The sequence below is a fragment of the Geobacter pickeringii genome (genome assembly GCF_000817955.1).
Lineage (GTDB): Bacteria > Desulfobacterota > Desulfuromonadia > Geobacterales > Geobacteraceae > Geobacter > Geobacter pickeringii.
Window position 1 is genome coordinate 1832509 of the sequence record NZ_CP009788.1, and the last position, 25199, is coordinate 1857707.

The 25199-nt window shown below is 58.2% G+C and carries 26 protein-coding genes; 4 read left to right on the forward strand and 22 right to left on the reverse strand.

Annotated elements, in window-relative coordinates; all coding sequences use genetic code 11:
• Window positions 1-7: 7 nt before the first annotated feature.
• The 10 genes from GPICK_RS08205 to iorA form a co-directional block, all read right to left on the reverse strand.
• A complete protein-coding gene (locus GPICK_RS08205) occupies window positions 8-751 on the reverse strand; it encodes an ABC transporter ATP-binding protein (RefSeq protein ID WP_039742071.1) in 744 nt (247 codons plus the stop codon).
• A gap of 4 nt (window positions 752-755) precedes the next feature.
• The gene (locus GPICK_RS08210; RefSeq protein WP_039742074.1) at window positions 756-1508 is read right to left on the reverse strand and encodes an ABC transporter ATP-binding protein; all 753 of its coding nucleotides are present in this window, start codon (window positions 1506-1508) and stop codon (window positions 756-758) included.
• Entirely contained in the window at window positions 1501-2481 is a 981-nt protein-coding gene (locus tag GPICK_RS08215) for a branched-chain amino acid ABC transporter permease (RefSeq protein WP_039742076.1), read from the reverse strand. The genes GPICK_RS08210 and GPICK_RS08215 overlap by 8 nt, the downstream gene beginning before the upstream one ends.
• Before the next feature lie 22 nt (window positions 2482-2503).
• A complete protein-coding gene (locus GPICK_RS08220; protein ID WP_039742079.1) occupies window positions 2504-3388 on the reverse strand; it encodes a branched-chain amino acid ABC transporter permease in 885 nt (294 codons plus the stop codon).
• Between the two features lie 140 nt (window positions 3389-3528).
• The gene (locus GPICK_RS08225; protein ID WP_039742082.1) at window positions 3529-4671 is read right to left on the reverse strand and encodes an ABC transporter substrate-binding protein; all 1143 of its coding nucleotides are present in this window, start codon (window positions 4669-4671) and stop codon (window positions 3529-3531) included.
• A gap of 18 nt (window positions 4672-4689) precedes the next feature.
• On the reverse strand, window positions 4690-5826 hold the full coding sequence (locus tag GPICK_RS08230) for an ABC transporter substrate-binding protein (RefSeq protein ID WP_039742086.1): 1137 nt from the start codon (window positions 5824-5826) through the stop codon (window positions 4690-4692).
• A gap of 33 nt (window positions 5827-5859) precedes the next feature.
• Window positions 5860-6291: an ACT domain-containing protein gene (locus GPICK_RS08235; RefSeq protein ID WP_039742089.1), complete on the reverse strand. Its 432-nt coding sequence runs from the start codon at window positions 6289-6291 to the stop codon at window positions 5860-5862.
• Window positions 6292-6342: 51 nt separating this feature from the next.
• Window positions 6343-7647, reverse strand: a complete 1305-nt coding sequence (locus GPICK_RS08240) for a phenylacetate--CoA ligase (RefSeq protein WP_039742092.1) — start codon at window positions 7645-7647, stop codon at window positions 6343-6345.
• A 14-nt stretch (window positions 7648-7661) separates the two neighbouring features.
• A complete protein-coding gene (locus GPICK_RS08245; RefSeq protein WP_039742094.1) occupies window positions 7662-8240 on the reverse strand; it encodes an indolepyruvate oxidoreductase subunit beta in 579 nt (192 codons plus the stop codon).
• The gene (gene iorA / locus GPICK_RS08250) at window positions 8237-9994 is read right to left on the reverse strand and encodes an indolepyruvate ferredoxin oxidoreductase subunit alpha (protein WP_039742096.1); all 1758 of its coding nucleotides are present in this window, start codon (window positions 9992-9994) and stop codon (window positions 8237-8239) included. Before iorA ends, GPICK_RS08245 begins: the two co-directional genes overlap by 4 nt.
• Before the next feature lie 207 nt (window positions 9995-10201).
• Between iorA and GPICK_RS08255 the strand changes: the two genes are divergently transcribed.
• Window positions 10202-10519, forward strand: a complete 318-nt coding sequence (locus GPICK_RS08255; RefSeq protein ID WP_039742099.1) for a c-type cytochrome — start codon at window positions 10202-10204, stop codon at window positions 10517-10519.
• 75 nt (window positions 10520-10594) lie between these two features.
• Here the strand turns inward: GPICK_RS08255 and GPICK_RS08260 are convergent, their stop codons facing one another.
• From GPICK_RS08260 to GPICK_RS08310, 11 genes are all read right to left on the reverse strand, one after another.
• A complete protein-coding gene (locus tag GPICK_RS08260; RefSeq protein ID WP_407920199.1) occupies window positions 10595-11512 on the reverse strand; it encodes a Ppx/GppA phosphatase family protein in 918 nt (305 codons plus the stop codon).
• A gap of 2 nt (window positions 11513-11514) precedes the next feature.
• Complete coding sequence (locus tag GPICK_RS08265; protein WP_039742110.1) at window positions 11515-13146, reverse strand: Na/Pi cotransporter family protein; 1632 nt, start codon at window positions 13144-13146, stop codon at window positions 11515-11517.
• 21 nt (window positions 13147-13167) lie between these two features.
• The gene (locus tag GPICK_RS08270) at window positions 13168-13806 is read right to left on the reverse strand and encodes a hypothetical protein (protein WP_039742112.1); all 639 of its coding nucleotides are present in this window, start codon (window positions 13804-13806) and stop codon (window positions 13168-13170) included.
• 147 nt (window positions 13807-13953) lie between these two features.
• Entirely contained in the window at window positions 13954-14406 is a 453-nt protein-coding gene (locus GPICK_RS08275) for a hypothetical protein (RefSeq protein WP_052263363.1), read from the reverse strand.
• Between the two features lie 2 nt (window positions 14407-14408).
• Window positions 14409-15977 (reverse strand): OmpA family protein, encoded by a 1569-nt coding sequence (locus tag GPICK_RS08280; RefSeq protein ID WP_039742113.1) that lies wholly within the window; start codon window positions 15975-15977, stop codon window positions 14409-14411.
• 91 nt (window positions 15978-16068) lie between these two features.
• On the reverse strand, window positions 16069-16344 hold the full coding sequence (locus GPICK_RS08285; protein WP_039742116.1) for an HU family DNA-binding protein: 276 nt from the start codon (window positions 16342-16344) through the stop codon (window positions 16069-16071).
• Window positions 16345-16449: 105 nt separating this feature from the next.
• Entirely contained in the window at window positions 16450-17469 is a 1020-nt protein-coding gene (locus GPICK_RS08290; RefSeq protein ID WP_039742118.1) for a tetratricopeptide repeat protein, read from the reverse strand.
• A gap of 73 nt (window positions 17470-17542) precedes the next feature.
• Window positions 17543-18865, reverse strand: a complete 1323-nt coding sequence (gene rlmD, locus GPICK_RS08295) for a 23S rRNA (uracil(1939)-C(5))-methyltransferase RlmD (RefSeq protein WP_039745531.1) — start codon at window positions 18863-18865, stop codon at window positions 17543-17545.
• Window positions 18858-19259, reverse strand: coding sequence for a hypothetical protein (locus GPICK_RS08300; protein WP_039742120.1), 402 nt, complete (start codon window positions 19257-19259; stop codon window positions 18858-18860). Before GPICK_RS08300 ends, rlmD begins: the two co-directional genes overlap by 8 nt.
• 82 nt (window positions 19260-19341) lie before the next feature.
• The gene (locus GPICK_RS08305; protein WP_144400070.1) at window positions 19342-20673 is read right to left on the reverse strand and encodes a cyclic 2,3-diphosphoglycerate synthase; all 1332 of its coding nucleotides are present in this window, start codon (window positions 20671-20673) and stop codon (window positions 19342-19344) included.
• The gene (locus GPICK_RS08310) at window positions 20670-21953 is read right to left on the reverse strand and encodes an aspartate aminotransferase family protein (protein WP_039742125.1); all 1284 of its coding nucleotides are present in this window, start codon (window positions 21951-21953) and stop codon (window positions 20670-20672) included. Before GPICK_RS08310 ends, GPICK_RS08305 begins: the two co-directional genes overlap by 4 nt.
• Before the next feature lie 119 nt (window positions 21954-22072).
• Between GPICK_RS08310 and infA the strand changes: the two genes are divergently transcribed.
• From infA to epmA, 3 genes are all read left to right on the forward strand, one after another.
• Complete coding sequence (infA, locus tag GPICK_RS08315; protein ID WP_012469967.1) at window positions 22073-22291, forward strand: translation initiation factor IF-1; 219 nt, start codon at window positions 22073-22075, stop codon at window positions 22289-22291.
• A 356-nt stretch (window positions 22292-22647) separates the two neighbouring features.
• Complete coding sequence (efp, locus tag GPICK_RS08320; RefSeq protein ID WP_039742127.1) at window positions 22648-23211, forward strand: elongation factor P; 564 nt, start codon at window positions 22648-22650, stop codon at window positions 23209-23211.
• Window positions 23212-23214: 3 nt separating this feature from the next.
• Window positions 23215-24138, forward strand: coding sequence for an EF-P lysine aminoacylase EpmA (epmA, locus tag GPICK_RS08325; protein WP_039742128.1), 924 nt, complete (start codon window positions 23215-23217; stop codon window positions 24136-24138).
• 9 nt (window positions 24139-24147) lie between these two features.
• Here the strand turns inward: epmA and GPICK_RS08330 are convergent, their stop codons facing one another.
• A complete protein-coding gene (locus GPICK_RS08330) occupies window positions 24148-25188 on the reverse strand; it encodes a KamA family radical SAM protein (protein ID WP_039742129.1) in 1041 nt (346 codons plus the stop codon).
• Window positions 25189-25199 lie beyond the last annotated feature (11 nt).

Consider the following 25199-nt stretch of genomic DNA (forward strand, 5'->3'; position numbering starts at 1 on the left):
AAGCACCTCAACGCTCCCAGATTTCCTTCTTGTCTTTTCCCAGGTATGCACGCTGTACATCTTTATTTTCCAGTAAATCTGACGCCAATCCTTCAAGTACTACTTTACCTGTTTCCAGCACATATCCGCGATCTGCCATGCGAAGGGCAGCTTTGGCATTTTGCTCGACAAGCAGAACTGTGGTTCCCCGTTCCTGCCGGAGCTGTTCAATGGCACGAAAGATTTCCTGCACCACAAGGGGGGCAAGGCCCATGGACGGCTCGTCGAGAAGCAGCAACTTGGGGCGTGCCATAAGCGCCCTGCCCATGGCGAGCATTTGCTGTTCGCCTCCGGAGAGAGTGCCGGCGGCCTGCTTTCGCCGCTCCAGAAGGCGTGGAAACAGCGTGTAAATTTCCTCAAGGTCCCGGCGGATCTCCCTGCGCCCTTCCCTCCCCCGATACCGAAGATAGGCTCCCAATTCCAGGTTATCCTCCACCGACATCGGTTTGAAAACCTGCCTTCCTTCGGGAACCTGACAAATACCGAGCTTGACTATTCGGTCCGGAGACAGGCCGGCGAGTTCCTGATCCTCGAAAACGATCTTTCCTGCTGACGGAGGAGTTACGGCGGAGATGGTATTCAGCATCGTGGTCTTGCCGGCACCGTTGGCGCCAATAAGCGTCACGATCTCCCCTTTGCCCAGATGAATCGAGACATTTTTGAGGGCATGGACTTTGCCGTAGTGGGCATTGATATTCTTGATCGTGAGCATCGCCCTACCCCTCGCCGAGATATGCGGCGATCACATCAGGATTTTCCTGGATTTCCCGGGGAGTCCCCTCGGCCAGCTTCTTGCCCAGGTTCAGCACAACGATCGCTTCACAGATGTCCATGACCAGCTCCATGTCGTGCTCAACCAATGCCACCGTTACATCCGTTTCGCGGATTCTCTGGATCAATCGTGCCAATTCGAGGGTTTCTCGGCTGTTGAGCCCTGCAGCAGGTTCGTCCATCAGGAGCACTTTCGGTTGGAGCGCCATGGCGCGGGCGATTTCCAATAGCCGCCCCTTGCCGAAAGGGAGATTGCCTGCCTCTATGTCGGCCAGATCACCTATACCGGTAAAATCCAACCAGTGCCGTGCCTGTTCCCGCAGCCGGCGCTCTTCCGCAATCTGCCAAGGGAGACGAAGGGCAGAGGCGAGGATGCCGCACCTGCTTTTGGTGTGAAGCCCAACCATCACGTTTTCGAGCACCGTCATCCTTCCGAAGAGCTCGATATTCTGAAATGTCCGTACCATCCCTTGAGCCGCAAGCCGCTCGGGGGGGTGTCGCGTGACATTTTTCCCTTCGAGATGCACGGTACCGGATGTGGGGGTGTAAATGCCGGTAACAATGTTGAACAGCGTGGTTTTCCCGGCGCCATTGGGGCCGATGATGCCGGTTATACTCCCAGCGCCGACTCGAAACGAAACGTTATCCAGCGCCGTAACGCCGCCAAATCTCCGGGTGATTCCTGTCACGTCAAGCATCTGCCCTCCCCTTTTCCGACCGGGTCAGAAGTCGCCGTGCCAGTGCCGGCACTCCTCGTACCAGACCGCCGGGCATGAACATGGTCATTATAATGAGGAGAAGGCCATAAACGATGATGTCGTAGTCCTGAAAGGCTCTGAGCATTTCAGGGAGCAACGTCAGGAGTGCGGCACCAAGAAACGAACCGTAGATGCTCCCGAGTCCGCCGATGATCACCATCGTGACAAGTTCGACGGAGAAATTGAAGCCGAACGATGCCGGAGATACGAACGTCATGGTGTGGGCATAGAGGCTGCCGGCAAGAGAGGAGATGACCGCGGAGAGGGCAAATATCTGGACCTTGAGAAGCCGAACATGTACCCCCATGACCCGTGCGGCGACTTCCGAGTCGTGGATTGCCCGCAGGCCGCGCCCGACACGGGAGTTTACCAGATTGAGCGACAGGAGAATCGTCGCCAGCGTCACGCCCCAGACGAGATAGTAATTTTTCAGATCATTATCGAACGTAAGTCCCCCAAGCGCGAGGTTGGGGATTCCCGACAGGCCCGATGGACCTCCCGTCAGATCAACGGCCTCGTTCAAGGCAATGTAGACGATAATGCCGAAACCGAGTGTCGCCATGGCCAGATAGTGACCTTTCAGTTTCAGAATGGGAAAGCCGATGAGAAACGCCAACAGCCCGACTGCCGCCGCCACCGCAACCATTGAAACCCAGGGGTTTTGACCATAGGTTGCGGTGAGAATTCCCGACGCATACGCACCGAGGCCAAAAAACGCCGCCTGTCCGAGCGAAATCTGACCGGCGTAGCCGAGCAGCAGGTTGAGCGCTACAGCAAGCAATGTGTGGATTCCGACGAATACGAAGACATTGAGGAGGTATCCTCCTGAGAGGATCGAGGGAAGGGCCATAATCAGGACCGCGAAGAGGATGAACCTGAAACCTTCATTTCGTAAAAGAGAGTTCATATTCATGACAATCCTGCACCGGAACGGCTCAGACCCGCTCCGACTCCCCCTTCCTGAAAAGGCCCTGAGGCCTGATGAAGAGGATCAGTAACAGGATTACAAATGCAATGGCATCCTTGTATCCTGAGGAGAGAAGACCTGCCCCGAGAGCCTCCAGGACGCCGAGGATCACTCCCCCGAAAACGGTGCCGAGTCCGCTGCTCATGCCGCCGATGATTGCGGCGCAAAAGCCCTTCAGGCCGAGCATGACGCCAACGTCATAGGAGGTCATGGTGAGGGGGGCGATAATGATGCCCGCCAAAGATCCCATTGCCGAACTGATGGCGAAGGAAAAAAGCACCATTCGCCTCACGTCGATCCCGACCAGACCTGCTGCCCGACGGTTGTACGCACAGGCCCGCATTGCCTTGCCGCTGATGGTGTAGCTGAAGAAGAGCTTGCTGAAAACGATCAAGACGGTGGTTACCGCAAAGATCCAGAGATGCTGCGGCAGAATGGTCGCCTCTCCAAGCAGGATCGGCTCGTCGCCCGAGAACGTGGGGAGCGAATGAGTTTCCTTCCCCCAGAGAAGCATGGAAATTCCACGGATGAGGATGCTTCCGCCGATGGTGATGATGACCAGATTGATGGGAGTTGCATCTTTAAGGGGCCGAATGGCAAGCCGCTCGAACACGATTCCCGCAATGGTGGAAACGACTATCGCCAGAACAACGGCAAGCAAAAGGGGCAGTTTGAGAGTCGCTGAGAAAAAGAGCGTGAGCATCCCTCCGAGCATCACGAACTCGCCCTGGGCAAAGTTGATGATTCCCGTCGCGTTGTGGATTATGGCGAAGCCCACCCCGATGAGGGCGTAGATAGCCCCTGTTGAGAGGCCCGACAGGATGTACTGCGAAAGCTGCTGGATGAGATTCATGGAAACCAATTCTGCGCCAACGCCAGGTTTGACCCCGCTGCGGTCTTGATGGGAAATCTCTCGACAGAACGAAAGGAGCGCAGACCGAAACAACCTGCGCTCCTGCAATCGGACGACAATAAAGGATCAGGGAAAACTGGTTACTTTACGAGTCCCCAATCCTTGTTCTTAATCTCAACCAGCACGAAAGCATCCTTGTTGAGACCAGCATGATCGGCCGATAAATATGAAAATACACCGCCAATTCCGGCAAAACTCCGGATCTTTTCCAATTGGTCGCGGATGGAGGCGGGGTTGTCCCCTCCTCGCTCAAGAGCCGTCTTGAGAAGCATTATGGCATCCCAGGCGTGCCCGCCGAAGTGGTCGCCCTCGCTCCGGTAATGCTTCTGATAGTCTTTCACAAAGGCCAGCAGCGGCTTTTTCTGCTTGTCGGAATTCGGAAGAATATCCGCCACAATGACGCGACCCGACGGCAGGATGATTCCCTCGGCGGCATCTCCCGCCAGATCGATGAATTTTTTCGACGACACGCCGTGACTCATGAAAAGAGGGATCTTCAAACCGATCTGTCGGGCATTGCGGGCTATCACAGCCGGGCCGGGATTGGTCCCCCAGCAGATGACGGCCTGGGCCTGACTTCCCTTGATCTTGGTCAGTTGGGCGGTCATGTCGGTGTCCTTGGGACCATAGGTCTCGTCCAGGACGATCTGGATACCGAATTTGGCCGCGTTGGCCTTCAACTGTTCGCGCCCCGAGGAGCCGAATCCGTCGGAAACCGTCAGTACCGCAACCTTCGAGAGCTTTTTCCTGGAAAGGTGCTCGTAGATCTTGGCAACAGCAAGACCATCGTTTTGCGCCGTTTTGAAGACCCATTTCTTGACCGGATCCGTGATCTTGCTCCCCGCTGCGCAGGAAATGAGCGGGATGTGCGACCGTTCTGCAACCTGGATCACCGCCATGGTGTCCCCGGTGGTGCTGGGGCCGATAATGGCTACGACCTTGTCTTCCTTGATGAGCCTGTTGGCGGCCTGGACAGCCTTTGTCGCGTCACCCTGGGTATCATAGGCAACAAGCTCAAGTTTGCGCCCCTTGATCCCGCCGCCGGCATTGATTTCGTTCACAACCATCTGGGCAGTATTGCGTTCCGGCTCTCCGAGAAATGATGCCGGACCGGTCACGGCAAAAAGCCCGCCGATCTTGATGGGAGGAGCAGCGCTGGCGCAGACGGCCAGCGACAGAATCGTCACAACGGATGCAATAACGAAAGAAATTTTTCTCAGCACAGTCACCCTCCTGCCCGATTACTTGACGAGTTCCCAGTCACCCCTCACGATCTTGACCATCTCGAATGCGGAGAGATCGAGTCCGTTGTGATCGCCGGGAGACATGGTGAAGATGCCGGAAATACTGACCATCTTCCGTGCCTGTTCAATGCCGTTTCGGATCTGCTCCGGGGTAACTCCCTTTTTGGCGGCGCTGCTGATGAGCAAGAACGCGTCATAGGCGTATCCCCCGAACGTGGAGGCCTCCACGCCGTAAGCTTTCCGGTAGGACTGCTCATATTCTTTGAGGAGCTTCGCCTGGGTGTCGCCCTTCGAGAGCTTGTCGAAGATCGCGAGTTTGCCTGCCGGCAGCATGATCCCGTCAGCAGCGTCGGCACCCGCCAGCTCGATGAATTTCTTCGAGGCAACGCCATGGCTCATGTAGAGGGGAATCTTGATGCCAAGCTGTTTCATGTTGCGGGCAATTATGGCAGGACCGGGATTGGTCCCCCAGCAGATGACCGCATCTGGTTTGGCCGCCTTGATTTTCGTAAGCTGGGCGGTCATATCGGTATCCTTCGGGCCATACACTTCGTCGGCCACAACCTTGAAGCCCTTTTTCCCGGCAAGCCCCTTGAGTTGTTCGCGGCCCGAGGAGCCGAAGCCATCGGAGACCGTAATGAGCGCAATACTCTTCGCTTTGTGCTGTGCGGCGTGAAGCAGGATCTTTTCGGCAGCAATGTGGTCATTTGCCGGAGTTTTGAAAATCCATTTCTTCACCGGCTCCGTGATCTTGATGCCCGCCGCGCAGGAGATGAGGGGAATCCTCTCTTTTTCCGCCACGGGAAGAACCGCCATGGTTTCGCCAGTGGTGCTCGGGCCGACGATGACGGTCACCTTGTCATTTTTGATGAGCTTGTTGGCGAGTTGCACCGCCTTGGTGACATCGCCCTGAGTGTCATAGACGACGAGTTCGAGACGGCGACCATTGATCCCCCCCTTGGAGTTGGCGTCCTTAATCAGCATCTCAAGGGTGTTTTTCTCGGGCTCGCCAAGAAACGACGCAGGACCGGTCACGGCGAAGAGCGCACCAATGCGAACCGGCTCGGCCGCCTGGGCAAGTACGGTCACAAAAAGTGAAACGATGCCGACAATTGTCGCAACAATTCTCCCCATTCATCCCCTCCTTTGCTCAACGCCATCAGAAAGCTACATTGCGTAGAGTCGCTCTCCCGCAAGAACCGTGAAACCACTGCCTATAAGAGCCTTGATTGCTTTGTCGGTCTCGTCGAACCGGAAAATGATGACCGCATTCTCGCCGCATCGCTCGACGAAGGCATACATGTACTCGACATTTATGCTCTCCCGATCCAGAGATTGCAGAATCTGCGACAGGCCGCCGGGACAGTCGGGCACCTCAACGGCAACCACCTCGGTCTTGCTTACGGTGAATCCCCGCTCTTTGAGGACCTGCTTCGCCTTCTCCCGGTCGTTCACGATGAGGCGGAGGATGCCAAAATCAGAAGTATCGGCGAGCGAGAGAGCACGGATATTGATACCTGCCTCGCCCAGGACGCGGGTGACCTCCGCGAGGCGTCCCGACTTGTTTTCGATGAAAATCGAAATCTGCTCTACTTTCATGGTGCCCTCCCTCTCCGGCCGGAGAAATGTTGGCGATGACCGTGTCGAGTCTCAGGATAACGTGCGCTTGTCTATGACCCGCGTTGCTTTCCCCTCGGTGCGGGCCAGGGTTCGGGGCTCGACAAGGCGGACCTTGCAGGTGACCCCGAGAAGGTCCTTGATTTCCTTTTCGACCTGATGGCTCAGAGCCTGGAGGACCTTGATCTCGTCCGAGAAGAGCTGCTCGTCGACCTCCACCTGCACCTCCAGGGTATCGAGGTTCTCCTTGCGGTCGACGATGAGGAGGTAGTGAGGTTCGACCCCTTCGATCCGCATGAGGATCGATTCGATCTGGGATGGGAAGACATTGACCCCACGGATGATGAGCATGTCGTCGCTGCGGCCGGTCATGCGGGAGAGTCGGGCGTGGGTTCGGCCACATGCGCACGGTTCATACGTCAGGCTCGTAATGTCGCGAGTCCGGTATCGAATGAGCGGGATCCCCTCTTTGGTGATGGTGGTGATCACCAGCTCTCCGCGCTCCCCTTCGGGCAGTACTGCACCGGTTTGGGGATCGATGATCTCGGGGATGAAATGATCCTCCCAGATATGGAGGCCCTTCTTCGCCTCGCGGCATTCAATGGCGACGCCGGGACCCATTATTTCCGAGAGGCCATAGATATCTATGGCACAAAGGTTGAGCTTTGCTTCGATCTCACCCCGCATCGCTTCCGACCACGGCTCAGCACCGAAGATACCGACATGAAGTTTGAGGGAGCGGAAATCGATCCCCTCTTCCTTTGCGGCTTCAGCCATGAAGAGAGAATAGGATGGTGTGCAGGTAAGAACCGTGGACCCGAAATCCTTCATGATCATGATCTGCTTTCTGGTGTTCCCGCCAGACATGGGTATGACTGATGCCCCGAGACGCTCGGCTCCGTAGTGGGCGCCAAGGCCGCCGGTAAAGAGTCCGTAACCGTATGAGTTGTGAATGATGTCGCCCTTGTGGACCCCTGCAGCAGCAAGGGAGCGGGCCATCAATTCCGACCATATCTCAATGTCCTTGCGGGTATAACCAACCACCGTGGGTTTGCCGGTGGTTCCCGACGAAGCGTGGATTCTCACGATGTCGTCCATGGGAGCGGCGAACAGAGCGTAAGGATAGCTGTCCCGCATATCCTGCTTGAGGGTGAACGGAAGCCGCTGCAGGTCTTCGAGGGATTTGACGCTCTCAGGTCTGACTCCCGCCTTCTCGAAGGCCTGACGGTAAAACGGCACGGAACCATAGACCCGGCCAACAGTGGCCTGAAGGCGTTTGAACTGCAGTGCTTCAAGGGCCTGACGGGGAAGTGTCTCGAACTCTTCGTTGTACATCATGGGGGCCTCGCTGGTTACAGGTTCCTGCCGAGCCGGAATGCCGTACGGTTGATCTCCAAAGCCTTCGCAGGGACCATCTTTTCGAGCGCCTTGAGCCAGTACTCCTCCGCAATGTCGAGCCGTTTGGAAACCGCCCCCAGGAGCACCGTATTGGCAGCGCGGGGGTTACCGGCCTCCGCTGCCAGTTTCTGCCCGTCCACCAGGAGAAAATCGGGGAACTGTGCCCGGATCTGCTCCGGCAGCCCTTCGGGGTAAGGCTCCTGGCCGAGGAGCACGGAAGGAGGCTGGATACGCAGATCGTTGGCAACCACGGTCCCCCCCTTCTTGAGAAGGGGAAGGGAGCGGTAGGTCTCGAGGATCTCGAAACCGAAGAGGATATCCCCCTCCCCTTCGGGGACGATGGGGGAAAAGACCTCTCTGCCGTAGCGGACATGGGAGACGACACTCCCCCCCCGCTGCGACATGCCGTGAATCTCACTCTTCTTTACGTCGAAACCGGCCAGCATGAACGCCTCGGAGAGGATTTCGGAGGCGAGCAGGATCCCCTGTCCACCGACGCCGACAAGGAGAATGTTGGTGATAGCGTCGCTCATTTGCACCTCCCGATTGCATCGAATTTGCAGAGTTGCCGGCAGACATCACAGCCGTTGCAGAGTAGCGGATCAATGAAGGCCTTTCCTTTTTTCCCGTCGGGAGCGGGCTGCCACTCGATGGCCGGGCAGCCGAGTTTCAGACACGCCTTGCAGCCGCTGCAATGGTCCGGGTCAACCGACAGTGCCAATCCCTTCTCGAACACTCCTTCGCGCTTCACGAGCACGCATGGCCGGTTGGTGATGATTACGGACGGTTCCGGACGGTTCATCTCTTCGCTCAGCGCCGTTCGCGTCTGCTCAAGATCGAAGGGATCAACGACCCTGACGTTCCGGATCCCCACCGCCTTGCAGAGTTGAGCCAGATCGAGGGGGGTGGTCGGTTCGTCCATGAGGGTCCACCCCGAAGCGGGGTTATCCTGACGACCGGTCATGGCGGTAATTCGGTTATCGAGGATTACGACCGTTGCCGGTGACTGGTTGTAGGCCATCTCCATGAGGCTGTTGATGCCGGTATGGAGGAACGTCGAGTCGCCGATAACCGCCACCACCTTCTTCTGTTCGTCAGCGCCGAGAACGCGGACAATCCCACTGGCGGTACTGATGCTTGCCCCCATGCAGACACAGGTATCCATGGCACTGAGCGGCGGCATGAAACCGAGGGTGTAGCAGCCGATGTCCCCCGTCACATACGCCTGAAGCTGCTTGAGGGAATAAAAGACCCCCCGGTGCGGACAGCCGGGGCACATATTCGGCGGTCTGCCGGGGAGTTTTTCGATGGTGGTCTGAACCGCATCGGGGAGCCCGAATGCCTTCCGGAGCCTCGACGGCGTCAGTTCGCCACACACCGGGATGATCTCCTTGCCGATCACCGCAATGCCGGCAGCCCGCACCTGCTCCTCGATGAACGGGTCGAGCTCCTCGACGACATACAGCGTCTTCACCTTCGCGGCGAATTCCCTGATAAGTCCCATGGGGAGCGGATTGACCATCCCGAGCTTGAGCACCGACGCCTTCGGGAGAACCTCCCGAACGTACTGATAGGAAACCCCGGCCGTTATGACGCCAATCTCGGCATCCCGCATCTCAAGACGATTGAACGGTGCGGTCGCGCCGAATTCGGCCAACGCCGAAGTCCGCTCTTCGATGAGCGGATGGCGCACGCGGGCGTTCCCCGGAAGCATGACGAGCTTGGCGGCATTTTTCACGAGCTTCGGGGTGGGTAGCCCCGTCACCGGCTCCTCCAGGGTCACTATCGACTTGCTGTGCGAGATGCGGGTGGTGGTCCGAAGCATCACCGGCGTGTCGAAGCGCTCTGACAATTCGAAGGCAAGGCGGGTGAAATCCTTGCACTCCTGTGAATCCGCCGGCTCCAGCATCGGAACCTTGGCAAATTTCGCATAGTTGCGATTGTCCTGCTCGTTCTGGGACGAGTGCATCTCCGGGTCGTCGGCGGTAATCAGCACGAGGCCGCCGCCAATGCCGGTGTAAGAGAGGGTGAAGAGAGGATCTGCCGCCACGTTGACCCCGACGTGCTTCATGCAGGCGATGGCGCGACCGCCACCAAAGGAGGCACCGATGGCCACTTCGAGGGCAACCTTCTCGTTGGGGGACCACGATGCGTCGATATCCCTGTAATTCACGATGGTTTCGAGAATCTCGGTGGAGGGTGTGCCCGGATACGCGCTGGCAACCTTGACCCCCGCCTCGAAAGCACCACGGGCGATCGCTTCGTTGCCGGAAAGTATTTCTTTCATGATTGAGTTCCCTGAAAAATAAAATAAGGGGCAGCCCCCTTAAACGCCCATGGACTATACAAAATAAGCTATTTGTAAGTCAACTGCTTTGTAGAACAGGTTTTTAAAACGAAAGCCTTGTTTGATATTACCAAACAAGGCTTTCTGGATTGACATTGACGCCTCAGTGATTACCCTTTAAGGAAACCTTGGCAAAGGAGGAACCGCATGAAAAGATCGGCTTGTTGTCTTCTCGCCCTCCTGACGGGTGGAGTGGTCGCCTATGCGGCCGACACATCCCTTGATCGCGGAAAAGAGTTGTTCGAGAGCCCGAAGCTCGGCACATCGGGGAAGAGTTGCTCCAGCTGCCACCCCGGCGGGAGGAAGCTGGAATGGGCAGCCAGTACCTATGACGATGAGAAGCTGACGGAGATCGTCAACCGCTGCATCGAGAAGTCTCTGAAGGGAAAACCGCTGGATCCCGCCTCGGACGACATGAAATCGCTCATTGCCTACATCAAGACCTTTGGCGCTCCGGGGAAATAGAGCGCTCACGCAACGGGGGGGCTGAACGCCCCCCCGTTTTCGTCTCTCCTGCGGGCTTCATCCTCTCCTGCCCGCTCAACTATTCAACAGACCCAGAAGAACCCCTTCAAGAAGCCCGAAGTCGCTGACCGTCATCTGCTCGAAACCGAGTATTTCCATAGTCGCGAGCGTTATCAGGGTACCGGCGATGATGAGATCCTCCCTTCCCTTTTCAAGCCCCGGGACCTTCAGACGTTCTGGCGGTGACAGAGGGACGAGCCTGGCGAGAATATCCCGAATCTCCGCGATCGGGAGAACATAGTTGTTCACCCGGCGATAGTCGTAGTCATCCATCTTGAGGCTTATGGCGGCAAGGGTCGTGGCGGTGCCGGCAGTGCCCACCAGCCGTGCACCGACGAGCCGGTCAAGATACCCTTCGGCGGCAATCCGGGACTTCACGCCCCCCAGTTCCCGCGCTATCTTCTCCTTCATGGAAGAAATATCCGGTTTCCCCTCCGTAAGGCGGACAACGCCGAGGGGGAGGCTTTCGGTGAAGAGCGGCGTGGCTCCATCTGCAAGCGTATATTCGGTGCTTCCGCCTCCCACGTCGAAAACGCAGAAATCACCGTGCTTCCGATCAAGGCCGGAAAGCACACCCCTCAAGGTGAGAAGACCTTCCTCCCGGCCGTCGATTACTTCCAGGGCTATGCCGGTGTGCTCCAGAATATCGGCGCAGAAAGCGGGACCGTTGACGGCATCGCGCACCGCGCTTGTTGCCACGGCCCGCGCACGGCTTACTCCGGCGCTTCGTATTTCTTCGGCAAATCCGATCAGGGCATCGCGGGAGCGCTGCCACGCTTCTGCGGAGATTCCCCGCTCCCGGGTGAACCCCCCGCCCAGGCGTGTTATCTGCCGTTTGACGCCAAGGGGAACTATCTCTTCTCCGTCTACCCGGCCGATGAGGAGGCGGGCGGTGTTGGTACCGAGATCGATGGAGGCGAACGTCTGTGGCAACATCAGATAAACTCCCTTTTCGTTTCGATGATGGTGAGGCACGAATCGGCAATCTTGGCAAACGCCGAAATCATATCCGCATAGATCAGGCCGGCCCTGACGGTGCATTTGCCGGCCGAGAGCCGCTTGAGGTGATTGTTCAGCATGGCGTCCCGCATCAGTGCCACTTCGTTCCTAATCATCCGACCCTTTTCCTCTGATTCCCCCTGAGGCGCATCTATTGTGTCGGTGGCGAGTACCATCAGCTCCTGGACCTTTCGGGCCAGGCTGCGTATCTCCGTCATGGCTGTGGTGGAAAAGACTAGTTTTTCCTCCTTTTTCCGCCGCAGATACTCCAACACCGCTTCGGCCTGATCTCCCACCCGTTCAAGCTCGCTGACAAGCTGGAGCATCACCGGAATTTCGTAACTGTTTTCCGGTGGAAGCGGTTTGCGTGAAAGAGAAACCAGGAAATCGGAGATGTCGCGCTGGATGATGTCGACGGCCGTCTCCTTCTGGCTGATCGCCGATGCCTTCTTTGCATCGTAGCGGAAGAACTGGTCCGCCATCTCGGCGTACATGGTCCGGACGATTTCGGCCATGCGCTTCAGTTCGTTCCGCGCCTGAAGAAGGGCAATGGGAGGGGTATTGATGACGCGGGGATCGATGAACACCGTCCGGAGCTCCACCCCTGCGACGCCCTGCCGCCCGGGGAGGATGCGGGGCGCGGAACGGGCGAAGAAACCGACAAGTGGAAGAAAAATACAGGCGTTCAGGGCGCTGAAAAGCGTGTGGGCATTGGCGAGACTTCGGGAAATGGCAGATGACGCGGTCATGTCCGAGGGAGAGACGACCGCCACCAGCCGGAGAAAGGACGGAAACAGCACCATGACAACCACTACGGCGAACAGATTGATCAGGAAGTAGAACAGAACGGTCCGCTTCGCCTCCAGTGTGCCGCCGATGGATGCCACTGCGGTGATCACCGATGTCCCGACCAACTCGCCGATGACCATGGCGGCGGCAGTATCGAAGGAAACGAGCCCACTCCCCGCCAGGGCCATGGCGATTCCGACGGCGGTGCTCCCCGACTGCACGAGAAGCGCGAGCAAAGCACCGAAGATGACTGCTGTTGCCCGTTTTGGAATCAGAAACGATTCGTGGCCGAACAGAAGCGCATTCTGCTGCAGGGGGAGAAGGTTCGCTTCCATGATCCGCAGCCCGAGAAAGATGAGACCGGCGCCGAGGATCAGCTCACCCGCGTTTACCCATCTGCGCCTCGTGCAGAAGCATTTGAGCAAAACGCCGACAAAGATGGCGGGAAGCGCGAATGAGGTGATTTTGAAGGCAATGAACTGCACGGCCAGCGTCGTGCCGATGCCGGTGCCGAGAAGAATGCCCAGGGCCTGGTAGAGGGAGATGAGACCGGCGTTGACGAAGCCGACGGTGAGGATGCAGGCGGCGCTGCTCGACTGGAAGAGCGCCGAAAGCGAACTGCCGAGAAGTGCCGCCGTCAGTCGGTTGCCGGCGACACGTTCAAGTGAGCGGCGGAAGCGGTCGCCCGCGAGTTTCTGGAGCCCCCCCGACATCGACTTCATGCCGAGAATGAACAGCCCGAGCCCCCCGAGCGCTTCGAGGATGTACAGCAACGTCATGGGAAGAACCGCTCCCGGGCGCTATTTCTTGATGACAAAGGGGAATGTGTATTCGGGCGGGGCAGACTTGGACGCCCCTTTGCGGTAGACCAGCAGCCTGACCTCTTTGACCGTTGAAAGGTCAATTCTGAAATAGACGAGGCCGGCCGCCTTGGCGCCCGGAATGATGGAACTGGCATTCAGCGCCCGGGTGTAGATATCCTGGGGATAGATTTCGTAATAGAACGGAAGCTGCGAATTTGTCGCGTTGTAGAAGGAGGTCTTCTCGTAATCCTCCAAATAGTAGAAGCCCACATAGGGATAGGGAATCAGGTAGTAGGAGTCGCGGGAAACGAGCTCCTTCACCTTTTCCGGCATCAGGGGAAAGTACTGGCGGTTCTGGTCATCGAGGAGGAGAAAGGAATCGGAATCGAATGCCGCTTCGCGGTCAGTCTGATTGTGGACCGTGACCGAAAAGGCCGTCACCATGTTCTCGAGATTATAGGTGACGATTTCCGCATCGCTGTTGGCGACCTTGACGGAAACGCCATCCTTCGTGATGGTCTGCGAATTGTCCGATGAGTCCACGATCCCCTGGGAGACAGGTTGTGGAACGACCTTCAGCGAACAGCCGGAAAGAACGACCGCGGCAAGGATGAGTGGTAGTGCGAGTCTTTTCATGTCGGGGTACCCCCTTGAGGGAAATCGGTGTCTGTGCGGCCGCTTGTGACAGTGTACCATGACGCAGCGGCTCTGTCCGCCAACGACCGGCCGACAAATTATACGTCATGACAAGGGATCAGCGTCAAGCGGTAATGCGTCGAATGGTCACCGGGAAGGGGCTCCGACGCGGGCGACATGAATTGCGGAAAAGGCATCCGCAAAGACGGAGATGCGGATGAAATCCGTGGCGGAGCCCTGGCCGTCCCGGGAAACGGCAAGATAGACGTCGGAAGTGACCCCGTGCATTGTACGGAGATACTTCTGAGCCTCCAGCGCCAGATACAGGGAATTTCTCACCTGCTCTTCCCGGCCGGCACCGTGGCGCGAGTACCCTTCAAGCAGGATCACGCTTCCGGGGACCAAGGCCCTGAGCCGCGGCGCAAGCGCGTCGATATTCTTAATCATTTCGCGATCCAGGCAAACCGATCTGCTGTGGGATGCGATGGTGGCGATGAGTTCGTCGTGAAGGGCGCGTATCTGCTGCGGTTCGTTGCAATGGGCAGGAACAGAGGCCATGGCCGCTGCAAGAATGGTGAGGAGTGCCGGCGCGAGTCTCATCGTCACTCCTTCGGGGTCAGGAAAAGGATCTCGCAACGGCGGTTGAGCTTGCGTCCCTCGGGGGACGCATTGTCGCCTAACGGCTTGGATTTGCCGAGACCTTTGATGAAAATACGGGAGGGCTCGATCCCTTCACGGGCGATCAGATAACTGGCAACAGAAATCGCCCGTTTGAGGGAAAGATCCATGTTGTAGCTGGCAGAGCCGATATTGTCGGTGTGTCCATCCACACGGAGAAAGACCCACCGCTTGTCCTTGCGGATCAGATCGGCAACCTCGCTGAGTGACTTCTTTCCCTCAGACGAGAGGCTCCACTGATCGAAATCGAAGGCGACATCGGGGAAGCGGAATTTCCGGTAAACCGTCATCGATTCCGGAATCTGCTCATCCTTGGCGGAAGCCATCTGGATATTCTGCCCCTTGACATCGACCCCGTAAACAGGCGTCACTCCCTCAAGACGGTTGAGCGTATACTCCAGGGCGGAATTCTCACGTGACGCCTCCACCCGCGACACGAGGCGCACAACTTCACCCTTCTGAGAGATGGAAACTTCCTCGTGGGTGGCTGGAATCAATGCTTTTGCCGCTGCCGGCTGGGGCGTGAGTGTAACCTGCCCGTACGGCTTTATGACGATCTCTTCCTTGTCTGGCTCGACAGGTACCTCCAGCTTGCTGGCCGGCGCAGAAACCGGGGCGAGGGACTTTATCAGAAGCGATGAGAGGGGGATTATCTTGCTGACCTTGACCGGTTTCTTCTTTTCTTCCTCGGAATCGAGTCCCTGACCGAGACGGGGAATCGGCTTGATATAGGTACCGACACCCTGGCAGGCGGTGAGACCGATGATGCCGCGCCAATCGGGACTTGCCTTGGAAAGCCCGATAGCGCCGGCAAGGTTGAGGGTCAGGTGTGGTGAAAGATAATACTGGAAGCCCATCAGTGCTTCCCGCGGTGCGGCTGCCGACGGATCACGGCCCGTGCTGCCGGTCAATTCGCCGGTGAGCTTCATCCTCATGGCCGGAACATATTCGACACCGATGCCGTAGAGGGCTTCGTTGTCATACTGCACCCCTTCCGGGGAACCGGAGAAGAGATATCCGGCGTAACCGTGAATCCCAAACCGGTCGGTGCCGTAGGATGCAATGACCCTGCCGCCGCCGCTGGTTGTGCCGTCCACGCTTTTCTGGTTCGAGATTTGACGCTGCACGGAAAGATCGAATGCCATCTTGAAGGCGGAGCTTCGCGATCCGATGAAGCGAATCTTCGAACCGAGCTCCGCATAGCCTCTGCCGCTGGCCTCTTCCTCGCCGTTAAACAGAATATTGGGATAGGTGCCGTACAGTTCCCAGAACGTGCCGATGCCCAGCGTGAGGGCCACCGGAACGGTAATGGCGCTTCCCCCCACCCCCTTAACCCCTTCGCCCCACGCTCCAATGCAGATATTGCCGGCATCGAGGGTCTCGGCCGACGGAACGGTAATGAGGCCCGTTTCGCCGTTCATGGTCGGATTTGCGCGGACCGAGGTGGCGAGGCCGATAAGGCAGATTATCACGATGATACGAAATTTCAGCATGGTATTCGGCTGGTCCTGTCGGCGTTTCCGGTTTCCATCAGCAGGGTACAACGGGAGGGGGTGGCCTCCGGCGGGCAAGGCCCGGGCAGCATCAGCCGTCGACCCGTTCCTTCAGCTCTTTGCCGACCTTGAAAAAGGGAAGTTTCTTTGGTTTGACCTTGATCGGTTCGCCTGTCTTCGGATTTCTTCCCGTATATGCCTTGTAGTCCTTCACGACAAAGCTTCCAAATCCACGGATTTCGATCCGTTCCTCCTGCTCCATGGCTTCGGACATGGCATCAAAGATGATATTGACCACCTCTTCGGCCTTCTTGTAGGTGAGTCCCTTCTCTGCAGCGAGCGCCTCAATCAGTTCGGACTTGTTCATACGGTAACCTCCCGTGTTTATGAACTCACGAAATACATCGCAAGCAATGTCATTTATTCAATCGGCGGAAGCAGAGAAAAACTTTAGTAATTTCGGCAAAAAACCTCAGCAGCACCCCTTGAGATACTGCTTCGCAACATACTCCGCCTCATCGGTTCTCCCACACTCGGCAAGGACCCCCGCGAGTCTTTCTGCGGCTTCCCGCTTGAACTGACCGGGAAGAAGCCGTGAATAATGCTCTATGGCTTGAGCATGGTCCCCTTGGGCGTGGAATATGTCCCCCAGAAACATCTCGGCCTGCTCACGGAGAATGTCCCGCTCCACCATGCCAAACAGATGGGGAACAGCTTCGGCGAACCGCCCGCTTTCAACAAAGAGCTGAACGAGGACGAGATTGCAGAGCGGATTGGCGCCGTTCAATTCGAGAGCGCGCCGCAATTCCTGCTCACAGCGCCCGTTATCCCCAGACCGGTGATCAAGCAGAGCAATTTCATAGCGGAGAATGTCGTCATCCCCCCGCGACAGGAGCTCCTCATAGATCCTTCTGGCAGTTGCGATGTCACCGGCATCTGCCGCTAAATAGCCCTTTGCAAATTCCTTTCCCAATTCAATATAACGTTCCGGCAGATCGCCGGGCAACGGCCTGACGAGAAGCTCAAAACGATCGGAGTCCACCAGGTCATGGTCTGAAATATTCGCAGTTTCAACGGGTTGACAACTTGAACCATGACAGCCGCCGCAGCCGGCGGCTCCGTGCGCTGCATGATCATGGTGGGCATGGCCCTGAATCGTAGCACGAATTTTTTCAGCCTTTTCCCGGATAGTTACGTCTTCTGCCAAGTCGAGGGACAAATCCAGGTGTTCCTCAGCCTTCGCGACATCACCGGTTTGCAGGGCATGCCCCGCCTCTTCGAGGTTCAGCTCGGCAAGCCGGTTCCCCGTCTGGACAATGCGGTCACGAAGCTGGAACTCGATGGAAGGTCTGTCGGGGAGATCGGGCGGAAGCGACTCGAGCGCATCCTGGAACAATCCGCGCGCCTCGGCAATACGTCCGGCGGCGAGAAGTTTTTCCCCCTTCTCGCGATACGATTCGTGGTCTTTGCGGAACAGTTTCTTGAAAAACATGGCGATACCTCTCTTGTCGCTGTTTTTTGTCTGAATTTTGTCTGGAGTGTCAAGGAAAGGGCAAACAGGGGAATCAGTCGGTTTTCTGCAGGAGGGTCACACTCTCGATATGGTAGGTCTGGGGAAACATGTCAACGGGAAAGCTCTCGCAAACCCGATAACCGGCCTTGCATATCATCCCCACGTCCCGGGCGAGCGTGGTGGGGTCGCAGGAGACATAAACAATGCGCTCGGGTGCGAGGGCGAGAATTCCGGCAACGGCTTCCTTGGCCCCCGTTCGGGGAGGGTCGAGGACGACAACCGGAAAGCGGTCGCCGCGGTTGCGCAGCATTCGTATCCCCTCCGCGGCATCGGCCTGGATAAACTCGATGGAACTGATGCCGTTGGCCGAAGCGTTGCGCCGGGCATCGTCGAGGGAAGGACCATATTCCTCCACCCCTACCACCCGTCCCCCCTGTTGCGCCAGGGGAAGCGAGAAGTTTCCGTTGCCGCAGTAGAGATCGAGAATCCGCATCCCCTCCTCCGCACGGGCAAGGCGGCCGACGGCGCGGACGAGCTCCAGATTCTGCCGGTAATTGACCTGGGAGAACCCACCACGACTGAAGGAGAGGGACGTTTCGGGCACTCCCGGCAGGAATCCGTCAGGCACGCGGTAACTGAGGGCTTCTATGCCCCAGACCTCCTCAATGGTTTCCTTGCGGCCGAGCTGAAGATGCAGACCGGTAACCGACGGGAGATCTTCGCGGTTGGCGGCGAAAAACTCGCGCGCCGCGCGGCGATCGGTGCCGATATAATGGACGATGATGAGTGCTGCCCCGTCATCGCCCACCGCTGCATCCACCTGGGGAATCCGATCCGGTTCGGAGAAACGGGCCAGTACGGGGCGAATCTCGGCAAGTACCCGATTGAGAACCGGATGGCAGATGGCGCACCCCCCGGGGATGTCAACGACATAGTGCGAACCGCGCCGATAGAAGCCGATGTGAAGGCGTCCGCCACTCCAGCGGATCTTGAATTGAACCCGAGAACGATATCCATAGGGTTCCGGCGCCGCAACGGCCGCACCGATCACCTCCGGAGGAACCCGCCCGAATCGCCACAGCGTCTCGGCATAGATGGAGCGCTTTGCCTCACGCTGAGCCTCATAATTCAGATGCTGCCAGCTGCAGCCGCCACAGGTTCCGAAGACCGGGCATGGAGGGACCGCCCGCATCGGCGACCGCTCCAGCAGTTCGACAAGCTCTCCCTCGAGAAAGGACGGCTTGGCAACGGCAATGCGTACCCTGGCCAGGTCCCCCGGCGCGGTGAAGGGGACAAAGCAGGCCTTGCCGTCGATGCGGCCGAATCCGGCGCCGCCGAACGCAAGGGAATCGATCCGGACGATGGCTTCAGTCATGGCGACCCGCTGCATACCCCATCGTCGGCCGGCTCTTTTTCTTGTGGGCCCGCTCGAACTCGGCGCTGACAAAACGGCGGGCAAAGTCGGGCGAGGAGAGATAGGGAAGGGAATGGGTGGTGAAATTGCCGATCAACTGTTCGACAGTCGGCTGAACGTCGGCGGTGGGGACCCCCATCTGCTCCACGAAACGGCGATAAACGGCAGCTGCACCCAGGAGGCGCTGGGCAGCCTCCCGTTCGGCCGCATTGTCGAAGGGAGCTGATGAAAGCGATATTTCGCAGGTCAGTTCGAGTTTTACGAGATGAAAATCGCCGAAATAATGCCGGGTGTGGTCGAAAATACAGAGTGTGAGACCGTTTTCAAGGGGCAGTTCCCTGATGAGTTGTGCCATGATGCCGTAACCTTAGGGGGATCGTTCTGTTGCCTGAAAATACATACTATGCTTGCCCCGTGGAAGTAAAGCATGTTTGTCATCACTCCCAGCCCCGGCTCTCCAGAAATCGCCCGACCGCCCGCCGCAGCGGAGCGGGAGGCGATTCCCCGATCTCGTACGAAACGCGTGCCACCGGTTTGTGTGGACGGAACAGCCGCTCCAGGGAGATGGGGGTTGCCGACACCACCGTATCACAGGGGACTGCCTCGACGGTGCGCCGCAGCTCGTCCACCTGTTCCGGGCGGTACCCCATGGCGGGGAGCACGGGGCCGAGATGGGGGTAAGCCGCAAAGGCCCCGGCAATGGAACCGACCGCCCACGGCCTCGGATCGACCACCTCTGCGGCGCCAAACTCCCGGGCGGCCGCATACCCTGCCCCCGTCGGCATCCCGCCATGGGTGACGGTTGGCCCGTCCTCTATCACGAGCACCCGCTTCCCGGCAATGGCGGCAGAGTCGTCTACGGTGATGAGCGAAGCGCTTCTCACGACTTCGGCTTCCGGATTGATGCGCCTGACGGTTTCCTCCAGGTGGCTCACTACGCCAGGGGGGGCGGCGTTTACCTTGTTGACGATCACGAGATGGGCACGCCGCAGATTGACTTCCCCCGGATAGTAAGCAGTTTCATGCCCGGGCCGGAGCGGGTCGACCAGGACGATCTCCAGGTCTGGCCGAAAGAACGGAAAATCGTTGTTACCGCCGTCCCAGACGATCACCTCCCCTTCCCGTTCGGCCTCGCGAAGGACCCGTTCATAGTCGACACCTGCATAGACCACGATCCCACGGCTGACGAGGGGTTCAAACTCTTCCCGCTCCTCGATGGTACAGTGGTGCCGCTCCAAATCGTCGAAGCCGGCGAATCGCTCCACCGTCTCCACCCCCAGATCACCGTAGGGCATGGGATGGCGGACCACCACCGGCTTCACGCCGGCTTCGGCCAGCAGACCACAGAGATGGCGGGTCACCTGGCTCTTGCCGCAGCCGGTCCGCACTGCACACACCGAGATCACCGGCCGCCGGCTTGGGAGCATCGTCTCATCGGGGCCAATCAACCAAAAATCAGCGCCCGTCGCCAGCACCGTCGAAGCGGTGTGCATCAGCTCTTCATGGGAGATGTCACTGTAGGCGAAGACCACTTTCGAGACCCGGTGCTCCCTGACCAGTTCCGGTAGACGTGATTCCGGATAGATCGGAATTCCTTCCGGATAGAGGCGCCCTGCCAGAGAAGCCGGATAACTACGGTCAGCAATGAACGGAATCTGGGCGGCGGTGAATGCCACAACCCGGAACGACGGATTATCGCGGAAGACGGTGTTGAAATTGTGAAAGTCCCTTCCTGCGGCCCCCATGATGACAACGCGCTGCTCGTTCACTGAAGGCTCCTCACCGCGGAGGTGAAGATGTCGAGCGCCCGCTCCAGGTCGTCGTCGTCGGTTATGAGCGGCGGAATGAAGCGAACGATATTTCGCGCCGGCCCACAGTTGATCAGGATCAACCCCTCTTCGAGGCAACGGTTCATGATCTGTTCACACACCTGTCCGTCCGGATTTCCCGTTTCGTCGACAAACTCCACACCGATCATGCAGCCGAAGCCTCGCACGTCGCCAATGGCACGCGATTCCGCCGCCAGCTCATGTAAGCGGGTAAGTATCTGGATACCTATTTGGGTTCCGCGTTCCAGAAGATTCCCGTCCCTGATGGTATGGATCGTGGCAGATGCTGCAGCGCAGGATACGGGATTGCCGCCGAAGGTTGTCCCGTGGGCTCCCGATGGCCACTGAGACATGATCTCGCGGCGCGAGACGACAGCCGAAAGCGGAAAGCCTGACGCGATCCCCTTGGCGACCACCAGGATATCGGGTGTAACTCCATAGTGGTCGACAGCAAACCATGAGCCGGTTCGCCCCATCCCCGACTGCACCTCGTCAAAAATGAGCATGATCCCGTATCGGTCGCAGAGCTCGCGAAGCCCCGACAGAAACTCCCGGGGCGCGGGAACATACCCTCCTTCCCCCAGAAATGGCTCAATAATGAAGGCAGCCACCTCGTCGGGGTCAATATGGTGAACAAGGGTTTTCTCAATAAACCAGAGACAGCAGAGGTCACACTGGTCGGGGCTCTTCCTGAAGGGACATCTAAAGCAATAGGGATAGGGGACCTGATACACTGACGGGAGAAGCGGATGGTATCGCTTGCGGTAGATGGCAGAGCTGGTGGTGATTGACACGGCACCGAGCGTACGCCCGTGAAACGCGCCGGTAAAGCTGATGATCCCCTGCCGGCGCGTTACGAAGCGGGCGAGCTTTAAAGCCCCCTCCACGGCTTCGGCCCCCGAATTGCTGAAAAACACCATGTCCAGGCCATCGGGGGTAATGGAGACGAGGTCCTCCGCAGCAGTCACGGTGGCCGCGTTATGGTAAACCCCGCCGGTATGGACGAAGCGCTCCATCTGGCAGCGGGCCGCGGCCATGACCCGCACCGATTTATGGCCGATGTTCAGGACCGCCAGGCCGGAGGAAAAATCGAGGTAGCTCCTGCCATCGGCACCTTCGACATACACTCCGTCGGCATTCACCACGGTAATCGGCCAGTACAGGTGAAGAGCCGGCGTGAAGACATGGGCAGCGCGCGCAACAAGGTCATCATGATTCATAGTAGAATGTCCTCCCGAGATCCTATCAAATCCATTGCTTTTTTCTCGATTACCGGATAGAGTGAGAAAGTTTGATTAAAGCTGCATCACACGCATCCAACACCGCACGAGGAGCACCAATGAGTAAAGAAGAAGCAATCGAAGTAGAAGGTACGGTTATCGAACCACTTCCCAACGCCATGTTCCGTGTGAAGCTCGAGAACGACCACATCGTCCTGGCTCACATTTCCGGCAAGATGCGGAAGTATTTCATCAAGATTCTGCCGGGCGACAAGGTAACCGTCGAGCTTTCCCCGTATGATCTGACCAGAGGGCGCATCACCTACCGCGCCAAGTAGTGGCCCGAACATCGGGAGATGCCGCCGCGTCTCTCCGGGCGAAGCTCCGTTGCGTTCCGCATTGCGAGGGGCGCACCCTTGGTCGCCGACCGCAATCCTGTCCCGCTTCTCGCACAATTGACTCGAATCCGCAGGCTGATCCCGCCGGAATGACCCCTGCTTCATTCCACACCCTGACCCCTGTGGCTTTGGTTCAAATGAGCTCTGACCTTCATTAAGCTGTAAATTCAATTTTACGGGAAACACCGTGGCTGTCCAGAACGGCTCGGCTCATTCCGTACTTTTTACGGCGATTATGGTGCCTCTGGGCACTATTGTCGCAAAACACTACCAATCAGAAAAACGAGGATCGAAGTATGTACACTGTTGCTGACTTGAAAAAAGGACTGAAACTTACGCTGGACGGCGCCCCCTATGTGGTCGTTGCCTTTGAGTTTTCCAAGCCGGGCAAGGGCCAGGCGCTCTACCGCACCAAACTGAAAAACATGATCAGCGGGGTAACTCTCGACCGGACCTATCGTTCCGGCGAAACCTTTGAGCCTGCAAGCCTCGAGGAACGGAGGATGCAGTATCTTTACAAGGAAGATACCCACTACACCTTCATGGACAACCAGACGTTCGAGCAGGTGCAGATGAGCGAGGATGCCGTCGGCGATGCCAAGAACTTCCTCATCGACAACCTTGAAGTCGACATCCTCATCTTCGGCGAAAAGGCTATCGGTGTCACTCTTCCCAACTTCGTCAACCTGCGGGTCGTGCAGACCGATCCGTGGGTAAAGGGGGACACCTCCGGCAGTGACTCCAAACCCGCTACCATGGAAACCGGTTACGTCCTCCGCGTCCCCCCCTTTATCGAGGAGGGTGAAATGATTGTCGTCGACACGAGAACCGGTGAGTACTCGACACGGGTAAAAGGGTAGACAATGTCGCAAAACTGGGCCCTGGCCCGCAAGCGGGAAACGCTCCGGGCCAGGGCCCATATCGTTCAGCACATACGGAGTTTTTTCATTGAAGGGGGGTATCTCGAAGTGGAGACCCCCCTTCGTATTCCCGCCCCTGCCCCCGAATCGCACATCGACCCGGTCTGCGCCGACGGGTGGTATCTCCACACCTCCCCGGAAATCTGCATGAAGCGGCTGATGGCTGCAGATTTTGATCGCATTTTCCAGATATGCCACTGCTGGCGTGCCGGCGAACGCGGCAGGATGCACGTTCCGGAATTCACCATGCTCGAATGGTATCGTGCGGATGCCGATTATTTCGCGCTCATGGCCGAATGCGAAGAACTCGTCCGCTCGGTTGCGGTGAAATCCGGCATCGGCGGCAGCGTGTCGTTTCGGGGGAGCGAGATCGACCTCACCCCGCCGTGGGAACGGATAACGGTGCGGGAAGCCTTTGTCAAATTCGGTGGGATGAGGATGGATAAGGCGCTGGAAGATGATCTGTTCGACGAGGTGATGGTGGAACGGATAGAGCCGCAGTTGGGAAGAGTACGGCCGACTTTTATCTGCGATTATCCGGCAACACGCAGCGCCCTGGCCCGTTTGCGGGGGGATGATCCTACGGTCGCGGAGCGTTTTGAGCTCTATATTGCCGGGGTTGAACTGGCCAATGCATTTTCGGAACTGACAGACCCCGCCGAACAGCGACTCCGCTTCGAGCAGGAATCGGCGTACCGTGAATCTGTCGGCAACCTCCCCATTCCGCTTCCCGCGAAATTTCTCGACGAACTCGCCGATATGCCCCCATCCGCCGGCATTGCCCTCGGCGTCGACCGGCTGGTGATGATTCTCCTCGACGCCGCCACCATCGACGACGTGATCGCCTTCACACCGGAAGAACTCTAGCCATCACGACTAACCCGCCAGATCCTCATATTCGATGATCTCCCCGCAGTAATTGCGAAGAAGCCAGACATCTCCACGGCGACTCGCACAATCGGGAAGGAGCGGGATCTTCCCCTTCCCTCCCGGCGCATCAATGACGTAATACGGAGCCGCCATCCCCGAGGTGTGCCCGCGCAGCCGCTCCATGATCGAGAGCCCGGTATCGACCGTTGTCCGAAAATGGCGGGTTCCCCGCACCAGATCCATCTGGTGGATGTAGTACGGCCGGACGCGGATGGCGAGAAGCCGCTGCATGAGCAGCGCCATTACCGCCGGGTCGTCGTTGACACCCCGCAGGAGCACCGTCTGGTTGCCGAGTGGAATCCCCGCATTGGCCAACCGCGCACATGCGTGCGCAGCCTCCGGCGTAATTTCGCGGGGATGGTTGAAATGGGTGTTGACATAGAGCGGGTGATACCGCCGGAGCATCCGGCAGAGACGAAGCGTAATCCGTTCCGGCAGCGTAACGGGGGCACGGGTGCCGATTCTGACCATTTCCACGTGGGGGATCGCCGCCAACCGCGCGAGGATCAGCTCCAGAAAGTCGTCATCAAGGAGGAGCGGATCCCCTCCCGAAAGGATTACGTCGCGAATCTGAGGGGTTTCGGCAATGTAGCGAAGCGCGTCTTCGACCGTTCGGTCATCTGCCGACTGCCCCGGGCACCCGACCCGGCGTTTGCGCATACAGAAGCGGCAGTAGACAGCACATTCATTGGACACAAGCCAGACCACCCGGTCAGGGTAACGATGGATGAGACCGGGGACCGGTGAAAGCCGCTCCTCGTCAAGGGGGTCGGCTTGCTGGTCGTCCTCCAACTCCTGGAGATCGGGGACGCACTGCCGCCAGATCGGGTCTCCCACTCCCTGGATCAACCCGAGGTAGTGGCGGGTGATCCGGAGCGGATACCGCCGCACCACGGGGGCCAGGAGCGCCGGGTCCATGCCGAACTTCTCCGCAATCTCTTCCGGCGCGGTGACGCTTTCCGCGAGCCGGCGACGCCACAATTCCATCCCCTACTCCT

Excerpts from the sequence above, each read along its gene's own strand:
- rlmD (WP_039745531.1), bottom strand. The coding sequence starts at position 18,865 with ATGACTGAAGCCATCGTCCGGATCGATTCCCTTGCGTTCGGCGGCGCC.
- GPICK_RS08230 (WP_039742086.1), bottom strand. The coding sequence starts at position 5,826 with ATGGGGAGAATTGTTGCGACAATTGTCGGCATCGTTTCACTTTTTGTG.
- iorA (WP_039742096.1), bottom strand. The coding sequence starts at position 9,994 with ATGAAAGAAATACTTTCCGGCAACGAAGCGATCGCCCGTGGTGCTTTC.
- GPICK_RS08290 (WP_039742118.1), bottom strand. The coding sequence starts at position 17,469 with ATGTTTTTCAAGAAACTGTTCCGCAAAGACCACGAATCGTATCGCGAG.
- GPICK_RS08215 (WP_039742076.1), bottom strand. The coding sequence starts at position 2,481 with ATGAATATGAACTCTCTTTTACGAAATGAAGGTTTCAGGTTCATCCTC.
- GPICK_RS08265 (WP_039742110.1), bottom strand. The coding sequence starts at position 13,146 with ATGACGTTGCTGTACATCCTCGAAGCGCTCGGGGGGCTCGGGCTGTTC.
- infA (WP_012469967.1), top strand. The coding sequence starts at position 22,073 with ATGAGTAAAGAAGAAGCAATCGAAGTAGAAGGTACGGTTATCGAACCA.
- efp (WP_039742127.1), top strand. The coding sequence starts at position 22,648 with ATGTACACTGTTGCTGACTTGAAAAAAGGACTGAAACTTACGCTGGAC.
- GPICK_RS08270 (WP_039742112.1), bottom strand. The coding sequence starts at position 13,806 with ATGAAAAGACTCGCACTACCACTCATCCTTGCCGCGGTCGTTCTTTCC.
- GPICK_RS08330 (WP_039742129.1), bottom strand. The coding sequence starts at position 25,188 with ATGGAATTGTGGCGTCGCCGGCTCGCGGAAAGCGTCACCGCGCCGGAA.
- GPICK_RS08235 (WP_039742089.1), bottom strand. The coding sequence starts at position 6,291 with ATGAAAGTAGAGCAGATTTCGATTTTCATCGAAAACAAGTCGGGACGC.
- GPICK_RS08310 (WP_039742125.1), bottom strand. The coding sequence starts at position 21,953 with ATGAATCATGATGACCTTGTTGCGCGCGCTGCCCATGTCTTCACGCCG.
- GPICK_RS08205 (WP_039742071.1), bottom strand. The coding sequence starts at position 751 with ATGCTCACGATCAAGAATATCAATGCCCACTACGGCAAAGTCCATGCC.
- GPICK_RS08280 (WP_039742113.1), bottom strand. The coding sequence starts at position 15,977 with ATGCTGAAATTTCGTATCATCGTGATAATCTGCCTTATCGGCCTCGCC.
- GPICK_RS08300 (WP_039742120.1), bottom strand. The coding sequence starts at position 19,259 with ATGGCACAACTCATCAGGGAACTGCCCCTTGAAAACGGTCTCACACTC.
- GPICK_RS08255 (WP_039742099.1), top strand. The coding sequence starts at position 10,202 with ATGAAAAGATCGGCTTGTTGTCTTCTCGCCCTCCTGACGGGTGGAGTG.
- epmA (WP_039742128.1), top strand. The coding sequence starts at position 23,215 with ATGTCGCAAAACTGGGCCCTGGCCCGCAAGCGGGAAACGCTCCGGGCC.
- GPICK_RS08220 (WP_039742079.1), bottom strand. The coding sequence starts at position 3,388 with ATGAATCTCATCCAGCAGCTTTCGCAGTACATCCTGTCGGGCCTCTCA.
- GPICK_RS08285 (WP_039742116.1), bottom strand. The coding sequence starts at position 16,344 with ATGAACAAGTCCGAACTGATTGAGGCGCTCGCTGCAGAGAAGGGACTC.
- GPICK_RS08210 (WP_039742074.1), bottom strand. The coding sequence starts at position 1,508 with ATGCTTGACGTGACAGGAATCACCCGGAGATTTGGCGGCGTTACGGCG.
- GPICK_RS08245 (WP_039742094.1), bottom strand. The coding sequence starts at position 8,240 with ATGAGCGACGCTATCACCAACATTCTCCTTGTCGGCGTCGGTGGACAG.
- GPICK_RS08240 (WP_039742092.1), bottom strand. The coding sequence starts at position 7,647 with ATGATGTACAACGAAGAGTTCGAGACACTTCCCCGTCAGGCCCTTGAA.
- GPICK_RS08275 (WP_052263363.1), bottom strand. The coding sequence starts at position 14,406 with ATGAGACTCGCGCCGGCACTCCTCACCATTCTTGCAGCGGCCATGGCC.